This is a genomic window from Kitasatospora sp. NPDC059146, assembly GCF_042786665.1.
In the GTDB taxonomy this organism is placed as follows: domain Bacteria; phylum Actinomycetota; class Actinomycetes; order Streptomycetales; family Streptomycetaceae; genus Kitasatospora.
In genome coordinates this window covers 47,788-61,831 of record NZ_JBHZCY010000006.1, presented here as the reverse complement: position 1 = coordinate 61,831, position 14,044 = coordinate 47,788, and the positions used below count along the sequence as shown (strand labels likewise).

The following is a 14,044-nucleotide window of genomic DNA, read 5'->3' as shown; positions in this document are numbered from 1 at the left end:
CGGCTCCGGCGTGCCGTCAGCCGATGATCAGCGGTCCGAGCAGCAGGTCGATGAAGCGGCGGGTCCACGCGGGGGTGATCGGCTCGCCGCTGACCAGCACGCGGTGCTCGACGGTGCCGGCGATGGTGTCGAAGATGATGTCGACCTCCTCGCAGGCCGAGGCGGTGTCGGTGTCCGCCTCCAGTTCGCCGCGCGCCTGGGCGGCCGCCCGGCCCTGCCGGACCAGCCGCTTCTGCGGGTCCACGATGGCCTCCCGGATCCGGCGGCGCAGCTGGGGGTCCCGGGTGCCCTCGGCGAACAGGGCGAGCAGCGCGGCCTGGGTCTCCGGGCGGGCCAGCAGGTCGGCGAACTGGCCGACCACGGCCTCGATGTCGGCCCGCAGGCTGCCGAGGTCGGGCATCACCAGCTCGTCGAAGAGGCTGGCGACGGCGTCGACCACCAGCTCGTTCTTGGAGGGCCAGCGCCGGTAGAGCGTGGTCTTGGCGACCCCGGCCCGGCTCGCGACGTGGCCCATGGTCAGTCCGCCCCAGCCGAGTTCGGCGAGGGCCTCGCGGGTGGCGTCGAGGATCGCGAGGTCGGCGGCGGCGCTGCGCGGGCGGCCCTTGGCCCGGACGGCGCCCTCCCGGGCGGTGCCCTCCCGAGCGGAGCCGTCCCGGACGGTGTCGTCCGGTCTCACGGAGGGCTGGGCGGCCGGCACCGGGCCTCCTTGCGATCTACTGGTAAGTAACCTGGGTGGGGCTGGTAACGGTAGCGACTGTTCGCCGATTCGGGCAGCCGGGCGGACCGTGAAAGTGGGGCAGCTCACGTCCCCGAACCGCCGGTGGGGCTTGCGGCCGGGGCACCGGCTCCAGTTACGCTACGACCTGTAGCGAAAGCAGTGACAACCAGGCGCCGACCCCGTGGGGCGGGGCGGCGCGGGTGCGGGTGGGGATCCGCGCCGAACGGTTCAGGCTACCGGGGGAAGGGCGCACCGACCGGGAACCCGCACCGCGCAGCCCGCGCGGGGCGACTTTCCGGAGGTTGGTGCCCGCGAGCAGTACGGACGGGGGAGGATGGTGCCATGCAGCCACGGAATTCGCGTCTCAACAGCTCCTCCCTGCGCGGTGCGGTCGACCTCGCCGCGGTGAAGGCGGCCGGTGAGGCCGCCCAGAAGGCCGAGCAGGCCCGGGCCGAGCGGGCCCGTCAGGCGGCCGCCGCCGAAGCGGACGGAGTCGCCGCCCCCCAGCCCGCCTACCCGCTCGTCATCGACGTCACCGAGGACACCTTCGAGACCGAGGTCGTCCAGCGCTCCGCCGAGGTGCCGGTCGTCATCGACTTCTGGGCCGAGTGGTGCGGGCCCTGCAAGCAGCTCAGCCCGATCCTGGAGGGCCTGGCCGAGGAGTACGCCGGCCGCTTCGTGCTCGCCAAGATCGACGTGGACGCCAACCAGCTGATCGCCCAGCAGTTCGGCATCCAGGGCATCCCGGCCGTGATGGCCGTGGTGGCCGGTCAGCTGGTGCCGCTGTTCCAGGGCGCGGAGAGCGCCGCCAACGTCCGCAAGGTGCTGGACCAGCTGATCCTGGTCGCCGAGCAGCGCTTCGGCATCTCCGGCGGCGCGGTCGTCCCGGGCGAGGCCGACGACGCCGCGGTGCAGCGGCCGGAGGACCCGGCGCTGGCCGCCGCGCACGACGCGCTGGACGCCGGCGACCTGAGCGGCGCCGTCCAGGCGTACCGGAACGTGCTGGTCGACCAGCCGGGCAACACCGAGGCCAAGCTGGGCCTGGCGCAGGCCGAGCTGCTCCACCGGGTCGAGGGCCTGGACCTCCAGTCGGTCCGGGCGGCCGCCGCCGCCGACCCGAAGGACGTCGCCGTCCAGCTGCAGGCCGCTGACCTGGACCTGGTGGGCGGTCACGTCGAGGACGCCTTCGGGCGCCTGGTGGACACCGTCGGCCGGACCTTCGGCGAGGACCGGGACACCGCCCGGCTGCGCCTGCTGGAGCTGTTCGAGGTGATCGGCCCGGAGGACCCGCGGGTGGTCGTGGCCCGTGCGGCGCTGGCCCGCGTGCTGTTCTGAGCCGCGTGCTGTTCTGAGCCCGCCGTTCCGAGCCGCTCCCGCGGCGGCCCGGCCCGGTGCTGGCACCGGGTGCCTGGCACCTCGGATGACCTGCGGTGTCGCCTGGTGATTTGGCGACAATCCGGTCAACCGGACAGAGGTTTACCAAATCTTGATTTCACCCGTGGGTGGTCACTTTCCGTGACCACCCACGGGTGTTTCGCTCCTGTTTCCGGCAGATTTCGCCGTCACGTTTCCTTCAACGCGTCACGCACGGTGCAACTCGGGTCAATTCCATGATCAATGCCACCTGGTGTTGCATTACCCGTCAGTAAGGCACCCCTTGTGCTTCGCCCGGGATTCAAGCACGATCGGCCACGCCCGGTCCCAGACTCCACACCCTCCGACAGCCCGTCGGCCACGCGGAGCGCGGGATCCCCACCGGGTGATCCGCCGGCTCCGGTCGGCGGTAGGGAGGGCAGGGGGGTATCCGCGGTCCCACGGCGGTTCCTGTCCTCGACCGGCCGCGCGGCCCTGCGCGGTCGCTGGTTGTCGCTCGGGGGTGATCGCCGATGTCGTCGGTCCGACCCGTCGTCCCGCAAGGACGGCCGGTTTCGGGACGGGAGTGCCGCAGTACGCAGGCCGCTCCCGCGTCCGACGACGCCCAAGGCGCTCTCCGCTACCGAGGACGTAGCTCTCTCCCATCCCAGGCTCCCACCGGCGCGGGACGCGCCGCCGGGAAGCCGGAGATGTACGTCCTAGAAGGAGGACTCGCATGTCCAAGACCTACGGCAAGACCCGCTGGAAGCGCTTCGCCCTGGTGATGGTGCCGAGCGTCGCGGCCACCGCGATGGTCGGCGTCTCGATCGCCAACAGTGCGCTCGCCGCCTCGTTCAGCATTTCCGGCCAGCAGTTCAAGGTCAGCACCGACCAGCTGCACGGCACCAACTTCTCCCAGTTCGGCTCGGTCGACATCGAGGCGAACGGCAAGCCCCACCCGGTCGCGGTCTCGGCCTTCGACCACGCCGACATCACCAACCTGTGCCAGTCGGTGGTGACGGACCTGTCCGGCTTCGGGCTGGGCAAGATCACCCTCCAGCTGCACGCCGGTACCGAGGCGGGCAAGCCGGTCCAGGCCGACAACCTGCTGATCGACCTGGAGCAGCTGAAGGCGGACGCGACCTTCACCCAGATGAACATCGGCCAGGACGCCTCCACCCTCTCGGGTACGGCCACCCAGGGCTGGGCCCCGCACGCGGGTGTCACCAAGGCGGGCGGCGGCGCCGGCCTGCCGACCGGCGCGACCGGCTTCGCCCAGTCCGCCAAGACCGCCGACCTGAGCGGCGTCCAGCAGACCGCGCGGGCCACCTCGGCCGGCACGTTCAAGCTGAACGGCCTCAACCTCGCGCTCAAGAGCGGCGACGGCGCCGGCAACGAGTGCTTCTGAGCCACGTCTGACGGCACGCCGACCGGCGTGCCCGGATGACTGGGCAACCCGGGGCCGGGGGCGGCGGGCGACCGCCACCCCCGGCACCCACCTTTTTCGTTCTTCCCTCGTAGCGACGTCGAGGAGCTGCACCATGTCCAGCGCAACGGTCGAGACGCGGCCCCGTCAGCAGAACCCCGTCGGGTGGCTCTGGCGGCACTTCCGTGAATTCCGCCGCTCCAGGCCCTTCTGGGGCGGCCTGCTGGCCATGATCGCCGGCGTCCCGATCCTCTACTTCCCGTACGCCCACCTCACCTTCGGCGGGCTGACCATCGCGATGTCCACCACGGCCGGTGCCGGGTCGCTGATCATCGGGGTACTGATGATCATCCTCGGGCTGACCGCCTGGTTCCAGCCCGCCGTCCGGGTCTTCGCGGGCATCGCGACCATCCTGCTGACGCTGGTCTCGATCCCGGTCTCCAACCTCGCGGGCTTCGGCCTCGCCCTGCTGCCCGGTCTGATCGGCGGCGGACTGATGGTCTCCTGGGCGCCGCTGCCGGAGCCGTCCACCGCGCCGGCCAAGGGGCGGCGCGCACGGCGCGGTCGGCAGGCGGACGGTGCGGTGGCGGAGAGCGTCGCCACCGAGAGCGCCGCTGCCGAGGCCACCACCGCCGAGGCTGCCACCGCTGAGGTCGCCACCGCTGAGGTCGCCACCGAGACCGCCGCCGTCGAGGCGCCCACCGCGAAGCTGCCCGCCCAGGGCGGGCCCGTGGAGCAGGCGGCCGAGCCCGCGGCCGAGCCCGCCGCAGAGGCCGCCGCCGAGGCCGCCGTTCCGAAGCAGGGCACCGCCGGGGAGCAGGAGGGGGCGCGGTGACCGGGCCGGCCGAGCAAGCAGAGGGCACGGCCGTCCCCGCGCAGCGCTCCGGCCGGCACGCCGCGCCGCGCACGCCGGTCCGGGTCCGGCTGAGAGGCCGCGCCCTGGCGATGGCCGCGGTGCCGACCGCGCTGCTGATGGCGGCCGCCTACACGCCCAACCCGGCGGTCGCCGAGTCCGCCGCGGGCAAGCCGTGCGGCAACGCGCCGGTGGCCGTGCCGGACGTGGCGCCGGTCGAGGAGACGCCCGTCCCCAAGAGCGAGCTGCCCGAGCCGCCGCCCGCGCCGACCGGTACGCCGGGGGCGACCGGGAGCCCGACGACGACGCCCTCGTCCGGCCCGAGCTCGCTGCCGACCACCGCGCCGACCACCGCGCCGACCCAGATACCGACCACGGCGCCGACCACCGCGCCGGTGAAGCCCCCGGCGACGGCGGCCACCCAGTCGGCCGTCCGCTCCGCCACCACCGGCGGCTCCGGCGCGGTCAGCGCCGTCTACCCGGGCACCGGGAGCGGCACGGCCACCGCGAGCCGGGCCGGGCTGATCGACGACCTCGTCGGCGGCATCAACCACCTGCTGAACCCGGGCGGTTCGGCCACTCCTTCGCCGAGCGCGACACCGAGTGCCACCCCCCAGGGCCCGGCCGCCGGCACCCAGCAGGCCGCGCCGCCCGCAGCACAGTCCCCGGACGGGAAGTCCGCCGCCGACCAGCCCTCGGGTGGGCAGCCCTCGCCGGCCGCCACCGCCTCGGGCGCCAAGGCGGGCGGCAGGGCGAGTGGCAAGGCGGCTCCGTCCACGACCCCGTCGGCGGGCTCCTCGGCCGCCGCCACCCCGTCCGGCTCGCCCACCGCGAACCCCAACTGCGACGTGGACGCCCGGAACCTGACCGCCGGTGCGGCCACCGCCGAGCACGTCGTCCCGGAGCAGAACTGGACGCTGCAGACCAGCCGCCTCGGCCTGCACGGCGCGGCCTTCCACGGCGTCTACGACGTGAAGACCCCGACCGGCACCAAGCGGGTGCTGAAGTTCGTGGTCGACAGCGTCGACATCGAGAACCTCGACATGTCGACCCTGGAGGGCAACGGCGTCACCTTCCACGTCCAGAGCGCCCCGGGTTCGACCTCGACCATGCGCAACGGCCCGGTCACCATGTACGTGGAGCGGCTGTCCGGCCACCTGTCCAAGCTGCTCGGCCTGCCGATCCCGATCGACCTGGGCGAGATCACCCTCACCCCGGACACCCTGCCGCGCTGGCTGTACGACCTGATCGGCGCCATCCCGATCCCGCTGGACATCGAGCTGACCGGGGTGACGGCCAAGCAGGCCGGCCAGTTCGGCGGCACCCTGCACATCCCGGGGATGCACCTGTTCAACGACGACGCGCCCTACAGCGACAAGTGACCGCCGAGCGGCGGACGCACGGCGCCGGGTAGCGGACGCGAAAACGCCGGTGGGGCGGCCCTCCCGTAACGGGAGGACCGCCCCACCGGCGTTCGTTCTACCGGGGCGTCACTCGCCGTGGCCGCCCACGCGGTGCACCTGCACCATGTTGGTGGTGCCGGGGATGCCGACCGGGACACCGGCGGTGACGATCACGGTGTCGCCCTCGCCCAGCTCGCCCAGCTTCAGCAGCTCGCGGTCGACCTGCGCGACCATCGCGTCGGTGGTGGCCACCTGCTCGGTGACGTACGACTCGACGCCCCAGCTCAGCGAGAGCTGGTTGCGGGTGGCCGAGTCCGGGGTGAACGCGATCACCGGGATCGGCGAACGGTAGCGGGACAGCCGACGCGCGGTGTCACCGGACTTGGTGAACGCGATCAGCGCCTTGCCGTTCAGGAAGTCGCCCAGCTCGCACGCGGCGCGGGCGACGGAGCCGCCCTGGGTGCGCGGCTTGCGGCCCGGGTTGAGCGGCTGGAGGCCCTGGGAGACCAGTTCCTCCTCGGCCTTCTCGCAGATCCGGCTCATGGTGCGGACGGTCTCGACCGGATACTTGCCGACGCTGGACTCGGCGGAGAGCATCACCGCGTCGGTGCCGTCCAGGATGGCGTTGGCGACGTCGGAGACCTCGGCGCGGGTCGGGCGCGAGGCGTGGATCATCGACTCCATCATCTGGGTGGCGACGATGACCGGCTTGGCGTTGCGGCGGGCCAGGGTGATCAGCTGCTTCTGGACCAGCGGCACCCGCTCCAGCGGGTACTCGACGGCCAGGTCGCCGCGGGCGACCATGATGGCGTCGAAGGCGAGGACGATCTCCTCCATGGCCTCGACGGCCTGCGGCTTCTCGATCTTGGCGATGACCGGCACCCGGATGCCGACCTCGTCCATGACCTCGTGGACGTCCTTGATGTCCTCCGCGTTGCGGACGAAGGACAGCGCGACCATGTCGACGCCCAGACGCAGCGCGAAGCGCAGGTCGTCCTTGTCCTTCTCGGACAGGGCGGGGACGTTCACGGCCGCACCGGGCAGGTTGATGCCCTTGTTGTTCGAGAGCACGCCGCCCTCGACCACCACGGTCTTCACCCGCGGGCCGTCGACGCTGACGACCTCCAGGGCGATGACGCCGTCGTTGATCAGGATCGGGTCGCCGGGCTTCACGTCGCCGGGCAGGCCCTTGTAGGTGGTGCCGCAGATGTGCTGGTCACCGGGGACGTCCTCGGTGGTGATGGTGAACTCGTCGCCGTTGTCGACGGTCACCGGGCCGTTGGCGAAGGTCGCCAGACGGATCTTGGGACCCTGGAGGTCGGCCAGGACGCCGATGGCCTTGCCGGTGTCCTCCGAGACCTGGCGGACCTTGCGGTACCGCTCCTCGTGGTCCGCGTGGTTGCCGTGGCTCATGTTCAGTCGGGCGACGTTCATGCCCGCCTCGACGATGGCCTTCAGCTGTTCGTAGGAGTCCGTGGCCGGACCCAGGGTGCAGACAATTTTCGCTCGGCGCATATGGATCAGTCTATCCGTTCGTGTTATAGGTGCATTCGGCACGGACCGGGAGGAATCGCCGACGAATGATCCCGAGGAACGAGACGATTCCGTGTCAGTCCTCGGACAGCTCGCTCTCGCGGTGCACCAGGGCGAAGGCCTGCCGGGCGATCTCCAGCTCCTCGTCGGTCGGCACCACCGCGACCGCCACCCGGGAGAACCCGGGCGAGATGATCCGGGCGTCGCCCGAGCGCACCGAGTTCAGCTCCGGGTCCACGGCGATGCCCAGCTCCTCCAGTCCCGCGGTGGCCGCCGCGCGCACCGGCGCGGCGTTCTCCCCGACGCCCGCGGTGAACGCGATCGCGTCCACCCGGCCGAGCACCGCGTAGTAGCCGCCGATGTACTTGCGCAGCCGGTGGACGTACGCGTCGAAGGCGAGCCTCGCGTCCGCGTCCCCCTCGTCGGCGCGACGCATGATCTCCCGCATGTCGTTCTCGCCGCACAGGCCGCGCAGCCCGCTGCGGCGGTTGAGCAGGTCGTCGATCTGGTCGACGGACAGGCCGCCGACCCGGTGCAGGTGGAACACCACGCCCGCGTCGATGTCACCCGAACGGGTGCCCATGACCAGGCCCTCCAGGGGGGTGAGGCCCATCGAGGTGTCCACGCAGCGGCCGCCGCTGACCGCCGAGGCGGAGGCGCCGTTGCCCAGGTGCAGCACGATCACGTTGACCTCGGCCGGGTCCTTGCCGAGCAGCCGGGCGGTGGCCCGCGAGACGTACTGGTGCGAGGTGCCGTGGAAGCCGTAGCGGCGCACCCGGTGCTCGTCGGCGACGGCCTTGTCGATCGCGTAGCGGGCCGCGTACTCGGGCATCGAGGCGTGGAAGGCGGTGTCGAACACGGCCACCTGCGGCAGGTCCGGCCGGAGCGCCCGGGCCACCTCGATGCCGGTGATGTTCGCCGGGTTGTGCAGCGGCGCGACCGGGATCAGCCGGCGGATCTCCCTGAGCACCTCGTCGGTGATCACCGTCGGCTCGGTGAACCGCTTGCCGCCGTGCACCACCCGGTGGCCGATCGCGGCCAGCTCGGGGGAGTCCAGCCCGATGCCGTCGGCGGCCAGCTCCTCGGCGACGGCCTTCAACGCGGCCGAGTGGTCCGGGAAGGCCTGCACCAGCTCGCGCCGCTCGCCGGCCCGCGGGGTGTGCACCAGCCGGCCGCCCGCCTCGCCGATCCGCTCCACCAGCCCGGAGGCGAGCCGGGCGCCGTCCAGCATGTCGATCAGCTGGTACTTCACCGACGAGGAGCCGGCGTTGAGTACGAGGACGCGCGTCCCTGCGGTCATGCCTGCGGCTCCTTGTCGTCCTGGGCCTGGATGGCGGTGATCGCCACGGTGTTGACGATGTCCTCCACCAGCGCGCCGCGGGAGAGGTCGTTGACGGGCTTGCGCAGCCCCTGGAGCACCGGGCCGACCGCGACCGCGCCGGCCGAGCGCTGGACGGCCTTGTAGGTGTTGTTGCCGGTGTTGAGGTCCGGGAAGATCAGCACGGTCGCCCGCCCGGCCACCGGCGAGCCCGGCAGCTTGGTGGCCGCGACGTGCTCGTCCACCGCCGCGTCGTACTGGATCGGGCCCTCCACCAGGATGTCCGGCCGCAGCGCGCGGACCAGCTCGGTGGCCTTGCGGACCTTGTCGACGTCCGCGCCCGAGCCGGAGGTGCCGGTCGAGTACGAGAGCATCGCGACCCGCGGCTCCACCCCGAACTGGGCGGCGGTGGCGGCCGACTGGATCGCGATGTCGGCCAGCTGCTGGGCGTCCGGGTCCGGGTTGACCGCGCAGTCGCCGTACACCAGCACCTTGTCGGCCAGGCACATGAAGAAGACGCTCGACACGATGGACGCGCCCGGGGAGGTCTTGATCACCTCGAAGGCGGGCCGGATGGTCGCCGCGGTGGAGTGCACCGCGCCGGAGACCATGCCGTCGGCGATGCCCTCCTGGACCATCAGGGTGCCGAAGTAGGAGACGTCGGTGACCACGTCCAGGGCCAGCTCGACGGTCATCCCCTTGTGGGCGCGCAGCCGGGCGTACAGCTCGGCGAACTGGCGGCGCAGCGGGCTGGTGCTCGGGTCGACGACCCGGACCTGGGCGCGGTCGGCGCCTGTGTCGTCCTGCGGGAGGACGATGCCCAGGCTCGCGGCCTTGCGGCGCACCGCGTCGACCTCGCCGAGCAGGGTGAGGTCGCAGATGTTGCGGCGCAGCAGGATCTCGGCCGCCCGCAGCACCCGTTCCTCGGTGCCCTCGGGCAGCACCACGTGCCGGCGGCCGGCCCGGGCGCGCTCCAGCAGCTCGTGCTCGAACATCATCGGGGTCACCCGCTCGGACCGGCCGACCTCGATCCGGTTGGTCAACTCGGCGGTGTCCACGTGCAGTTCGAACAGTCCGAGGGCGATCTCGGCCTTCCGGGGGCTGGCCGCGGTGAGCTTGCCCTCCAGGTGGGTCAGGGTGGCGGCGGTGGGCCAGCTGCCCTCGGGGACGACCGCGACGGGGGTGCCGGGGGCGAGCCGGGCGGCCAGCGCCATCACGTTCGGGCCGGGGTGCTGGCCGAGGGTCAGCAGCACGCCGGCGATCGGCGGGGCGCCGGCCGCGTGCGCGGCCAGCGAGCCGATCACCAGGTCGGCGCGGTCCCCGGGGGTGACGACCAGGGCGCCCTCGGTCAGCGCGTCCAGGAAGGTGGGCAGCATGGCGCCGCCGAAGACGAAGCCGCGGACGTCCCGGGCCAGCCCGGCCGCGTCACCGAGCAGCACCTCGGCGCCGGTCGACTCCACCAGCTGGGCGACCGTCGGCGCGGCCAGCGCCGGCTCCTCCGGGATCACGTACGCCGGGATCGGCAGCTTCTCGGTGAGCGTGCGCTGGATCCGCTGCTTGGCGCCCGGGGAGGTCCGGTTGGCGATCATCGCCAGGGTCTCGCAGCCGAGGTCGGTGTACGCCCGGTGGGCGTTGCGCACCTCGGCGATCACGGCCTCCGGGTCCTTGCCCTGGCCGCCGACCACCGGCAGTACGGCGGCGCCGAACTCGTTGGCGAGCCGGGCGTTGAAGGCCAGCTCGTCCGGGATGTTGGTGTCGGCGAAGTCGGTGCCGAGCACCAGCACCGCCTGGCAGCGCCGCTCCAGCGCCCGGAAGCGGTCGACCAGCGCGGAGACCAGCTCGTCCTGCCCCTGGGCGGCCTGCAGCGCGGCCGCCTCCTCGTAGGTGAGCCCGTACAGCTCGGGGCCCGGCAGGTCGATCCGGTACCGCCCGCGCAGCAGCTCGACGACGTGGTCCGACCCCGGCCCGCCGGGCGCCGCCGCGTGCACCAGCGGACGGAACACCCCGACCCGGTCCACCTGACGGGTGAGCAGTTCCATGACCCCGAGTTCGACGGCCTGCCGGCCGTCCCCCCGGTCGATCCCGGTCACGTACACGCTGCGCGCCACGCGGATGTCTCCGTCCCGTCGCCTCGGAAGCTGGTCATATCGACCATACCTTCGCACCACGAACGCCCGTCCGCGAGCAGAGGCGGGGGAGAGGGACAAGGGACCAAGGGCCCGGACCGAGGACTTGCGTCGACACCAGCCCTTGATGTACCTACGTTATGTAGTTACATTGGCTGGTATGGAGACCATGGGACTGCGTGAGCTGAACCAGAACCCGTCGAAGGCGGTCGCGCGGGTCCGGGCCGGCGCGACGATCGTCGTGACCGACCGCGGGCGGCCCGTGCTGAGACTGGTGCCGGAGGCGGCCCCGGAGTCGACCCTCGAACGCCTGGTCGCGGCCGGCGAGGTCACTCCGCCCACCGAGCAGGGCATGCCCGAGCTCGCCCTCGACCTGCTGCCGGACGTCGGCAGCCTGTCGGACCTGCTGATCGAGGACCGGAACCGGGAGCGCGACCGTTGATCTACCTGGACTCCTGCGCGCTGCTGAAGTTCATCAAGCCGGAGCCGGAGACCGCCGCGCTGCGAGCCTGGCGGGAGGCGCTGCCCGACGGCACCGAACTGATCACCAGTGAACTGGCCCGGCTGGAGATCACCCGCACGCTGATCCGTGCGGGCCTGTCGCACCAGCTGGTCCCGTACCACGTGGACCAGGCGCTCCGGGGGGCCTACCGGGTCGACCTCAGCAGCGCGGTGCTGGCCAGGGCGCTCGCCTACCGCACTCCGCGGCTGGGATCGCTGGACGCGCTCCACCTTGCCAGCGCGGAGCCCTTCCGGGCCGAACTCACCGACTTCGTCACCTACGACCGCGAGCTCGGCCGGGCCGCCGAGGAGCTCGGGTTCCCGGTCACGGCCCCCCGGTGACGCCCGCCCGTGGGGGCGGGCGCCCGGGGCTGCTCAGGCCGGGCGGAGCCAGAGGGTGGCGAGCGGGGGGAGGACCAGTTCGGCGGAGCGGGGCTGGCCGTTCCACTCGACCGGATCGGCCTTGATCGGGCGGGAGTTGCCGGTGCCGCTGCCGCCGTAGGCCTCGGCGTCGGTGTTCAGCAGCTCCTCCCAGAGCTGCTCGCGGCCGTCCAGGGCGGGCAGGCCGACCCGGTGGCCGTGGCGGACGACGGGGGAGAAGTTGCAGACGGCGACCAGCGGGGTGCCGTCGGCGGCGAAGCGGACGAAGGAGAGCAGGTTGTCCTCGGCGGAGCCGCCGTCGAGCCAGCGGAAGCCGTCCGGGGTGGTGTCCAGCTCCCAGAGGGCGGGGGTGTCCCGGTAGGCCCGGTTGAGGTCGCGGACGAGGCGGCGCACGCCCCGGTGGTCCTGGTGGGCGGGCCACTGCTCGTCGAGCACCCACCACTGCGGGCCCTGCTCGTGGTCCCATTCCGCGCCCTGGGCGAACTCCTGCCCCATGAAGAGCAGTTGCTTGCCGGGGTGGGACCACATGAAGCCCAGGTAGGCGCGGTGGTTGGCGCGCTGCTGCCACCAGTCGCCGGGCATCTTGGAGACCAGGGCCTGCTTGCCGTGGACGACCTCGTCGTGGGAGATCGGCAGGACGTAGTTCTCGGAGTAGGCGTACACCATCGAGAAGGTGATGTCGTTGTGGTGGTACTTGCGGTGCACCGGCTCCTTGGACATGTAGACCAGCGAGTCGTGCATCCAGCCCATGTTCCACTTGAGCCCGAAGCCGAGGCCGCCGGCGTCGGTGGGCCGGGTGACGCCGTCCCAGGCGGTGGACTCCTCGGCGATGGTGATCACGCCGGGGCAGCGCCGGTAGACGGTGGCGTTCATCTCCTGGAGGAAGGCGGCCGCGTCCAGGTTCTCCCGGCCGCCGTACTGGTTGGGCGTCCAGCCGCCGCCCTCGCGGGAGTAGTCGAGGTAGAGCATCGAGGCGACCGCGTCGACCCGCAGGCCGTCGATGTGGAACTCCTCGCACCAGTACACGGCGTTGGCGACCAGGAAGTTGCGCACCTCGGTGCGGCCGTAGTCGAACTCCAGCGTCCCCCAGTCGGGGTGCTCGGCGCGCTGCGGGTCGGCGGGCTCGTACAGCGGTTCGCCGTCGAAGCGGGCGAGGGCGAAGTCGTCCTTGGGGAAGTGCGCGGGCACCCAGTCGACGATCACGCCGATGCCGTGCCGGTGCAGGGTGTCGACCAGGTACCGGAAGTCGTCGGGGCTGCCGAGCCGGGCGGTGGGGGCGAAGTAGCCGGAGACCTGGTACCCCCAGGAGCCGCCGAAGGGGTGCTCCATCACCGGCATGAACTCCACGTGGGTGAAGTTCAACTCCTTGAGGTAGCGCGGCAGTTCCTCGGCGATGGCGCGGTAGGTGGTGAGCTCGGGCCGCCAGGAGGCGAGGTGCAGCTCGTACACCGACATCGGGGCCCGGTGGTGCGCGGTGCGGGCCCGGCGGGCCATCCACTCGTCGTCCTGCCACCGGTGGGTGGAGGAGGTGACGACGGAGGCGGTGCCGGGCGGGCACTGGGCGGCCCGGGCGAGCGGGTCGGCCTTGTCGAGGACCCAGCCCTGCCGGGTGTGGATCTCGTACTTGTAGGTGGCGCCCTCGGCGACGCCCGGGACGAACAGCTCCCAGACGCCGGAGGAGCCGAGCGAGCGCATCGGGTGGCCGCTGCCGTTCCAGTGGTTGAAGTCGCCGATCAGCCGCACTCCGGCGGCGTTGGGCGCCCAGACCGCGAAGGCGGTGCCGGCCACGCCGTCGACGGTGCGCACGTGCGAGCCGAGCGCCTGCCACAGCTGTTCGTGCCGGCCCTCGGAGATCAGGTGCAGGTCGAGTTCGCCGAGGGTGGGCGGAGTGCGGTAGCCGTCGTGCTGGCGCTGGGGTTCGCCGTCGGGGTAGTCCACCAGCAGGGTGTAGTCCGGTTGTTCGCCGCCCGCCAGCAGGCCAGTGAACAACCCGCCCTGCTGGTGGGTGAGTTCGGCGGGGCCGTGGGCGGTCTCCACCACCACCCGGTCGGCGAACGGGCGCAGCACCCGGATCGCCGTCCCGCCGTGCACCGGGTGGGCGCCGAGCAGGGCGTGCGGGTCGTGGTGCTGCCCGTTCACCAGCCGGTCCACCTCGGCCGGCGGCAGCGGCGCCTCGGGCAGGCGCAGGGCGCCGACCGGGGCGTCCGCGGCGGGACCGGCCGGGGCGGCGGCCCTGCGGTCGGTCCCGCGTTCGGAGCCCCCGCGTTCGGAGCCCCCGCGGTCGGCGGCCCCGGGTTCGGCGGCCCCGGCCAGGAAGGTGGCCGGAACGGGGCGGGTGGGGCGGCCGGTCGGGTCGAGCGGCGTCACGGCGTGGTCCTCCAGCGGCGGGGATGGGCGAACTCGTGGCGGGCGGGCGGGACGGGAGCGCGGGG

The 14,044-nt window shown here is 72.6% G+C and carries 11 protein-coding genes; 6 read left to right on the top strand and 5 right to left on the bottom strand.

Translation table 11 applies throughout. The annotated features are described in order from the left end of the window. Positions 1–16: 16 nt before the first annotated feature. A complete protein-coding gene (locus ACFXPX_RS04015; protein WP_380522065.1) occupies positions 17–568 on the bottom strand; it encodes a TetR/AcrR family transcriptional regulator in 552 nt (183 codons plus the stop codon). Between the two features lie 492 nt (positions 569–1,060). Here ACFXPX_RS04015 and ACFXPX_RS04010 point away from each other — a divergent pair, with 492 nt between their 5' ends. The 4 genes from ACFXPX_RS04010 to ACFXPX_RS03995 all read left to right on the top strand — a co-directional run bounded on the left by ACFXPX_RS04010 (position 1,061) and on the right by ACFXPX_RS03995 (position 5,732). Further along, positions 1,061–2,053 (top strand): tetratricopeptide repeat protein, encoded by a 993-nt coding sequence (locus tag ACFXPX_RS04010; protein ID WP_375891491.1) that lies wholly within the window; start codon positions 1,061–1,063, stop codon positions 2,051–2,053. Between the two features lie 754 nt (positions 2,054–2,807). Next, positions 2,808–3,479 carry a DUF6230 family protein gene (locus ACFXPX_RS04005; RefSeq protein WP_375891492.1) on the top strand — a complete coding sequence of 224 codons (672 nt, stop codon included), beginning with the start codon at positions 2,808–2,810 and terminating at the stop codon, positions 3,477–3,479. 133 nt (positions 3,480–3,612) lie between these two features. Then, a complete protein-coding gene (locus ACFXPX_RS04000) occupies positions 3,613–4,332 on the top strand; it encodes a DUF6114 domain-containing protein (protein ID WP_380639538.1) in 720 nt (239 codons plus the stop codon). Continuing rightward, the gene (locus ACFXPX_RS03995; protein ID WP_380639536.1) at positions 4,329–5,732 is read left to right on the top strand and encodes a hypothetical protein; all 1,404 of its coding nucleotides are present in this window, start codon (positions 4,329–4,331) and stop codon (positions 5,730–5,732) included. The genes ACFXPX_RS04000 and ACFXPX_RS03995 overlap by 4 nt, the downstream gene beginning before the upstream one ends. A gap of 108 nt (positions 5,733–5,840) precedes the next feature. Here ACFXPX_RS03995 and pyk read toward each other — a convergent pair whose 3' ends face one another. The 3 genes from pyk to pta all read right to left on the bottom strand — a co-directional run bounded on the left by pyk (position 5,841) and on the right by pta (position 10,712). Continuing rightward, on the bottom strand, positions 5,841–7,268 hold the full coding sequence (gene pyk / locus ACFXPX_RS03990) for a pyruvate kinase (RefSeq protein WP_375891495.1): 1,428 nt from the start codon (positions 7,266–7,268) through the stop codon (positions 5,841–5,843). 94 nt (positions 7,269–7,362) lie between these two features. Then, positions 7,363–8,586, bottom strand: a complete 1,224-nt coding sequence (locus tag ACFXPX_RS03985; protein ID WP_380521968.1) for an acetate kinase — start codon at positions 8,584–8,586, stop codon at positions 7,363–7,365. Then, positions 8,583–10,712 (bottom strand): phosphate acetyltransferase, encoded by a 2,130-nt coding sequence (pta, locus tag ACFXPX_RS03980; RefSeq protein WP_380639534.1) that lies wholly within the window; start codon positions 10,710–10,712, stop codon positions 8,583–8,585. Before pta ends, ACFXPX_RS03985 begins: the two co-directional genes overlap by 4 nt. A gap of 178 nt (positions 10,713–10,890) precedes the next feature. On the opposite strand from pta, the gene ACFXPX_RS03975 reads away from it, so the two are divergent. After that, on the top strand, positions 10,891–11,172 hold the full coding sequence (locus ACFXPX_RS03975; RefSeq protein WP_380521965.1) for a type II toxin-antitoxin system Phd/YefM family antitoxin: 282 nt from the start codon (positions 10,891–10,893) through the stop codon (positions 11,170–11,172). Next, complete coding sequence (locus ACFXPX_RS03970) at positions 11,169–11,573, top strand: type II toxin-antitoxin system VapC family toxin (protein ID WP_380521963.1); 405 nt, start codon at positions 11,169–11,171, stop codon at positions 11,571–11,573. The genes ACFXPX_RS03975 and ACFXPX_RS03970 overlap by 4 nt, the downstream gene beginning before the upstream one ends. Before the next feature lie 33 nt (positions 11,574–11,606). Here the strand turns inward: ACFXPX_RS03970 and glgB are convergent, their stop codons facing one another. Then, a complete protein-coding gene (gene glgB / locus ACFXPX_RS03965; RefSeq protein ID WP_380639532.1) occupies positions 11,607–13,979 on the bottom strand; it encodes a 1,4-alpha-glucan branching protein GlgB in 2,373 nt (790 codons plus the stop codon). Positions 13,980–14,044 lie beyond the last annotated feature (65 nt).

Bases quoted from the DNA above. Each gene is read 5' to 3' on its own strand.
- ACFXPX_RS04010 (WP_375891491.1), top strand. From the start codon at position 1,061: ATGCAGCCACGGAATTCGCGTCTCAACAGCTCCTCCCTGCGCGGTGCG.
- ACFXPX_RS04005 (WP_375891492.1), top strand. From the start codon at position 2,808: ATGTCCAAGACCTACGGCAAGACCCGCTGGAAGCGCTTCGCCCTGGTG.
- ACFXPX_RS04000 (WP_380639538.1), top strand. From the start codon at position 3,613: ATGTCCAGCGCAACGGTCGAGACGCGGCCCCGTCAGCAGAACCCCGTC.
- pyk (WP_375891495.1), bottom strand. From the start codon at position 7,268: ATGCGCCGAGCGAAAATTGTCTGCACCCTGGGTCCGGCCACGGACTCC.
- ACFXPX_RS03985 (WP_380521968.1), bottom strand. From the start codon at position 8,586: ATGACCGCAGGGACGCGCGTCCTCGTACTCAACGCCGGCTCCTCGTCG.
- ACFXPX_RS03975 (WP_380521965.1), top strand. From the start codon at position 10,891: ATGGAGACCATGGGACTGCGTGAGCTGAACCAGAACCCGTCGAAGGCG.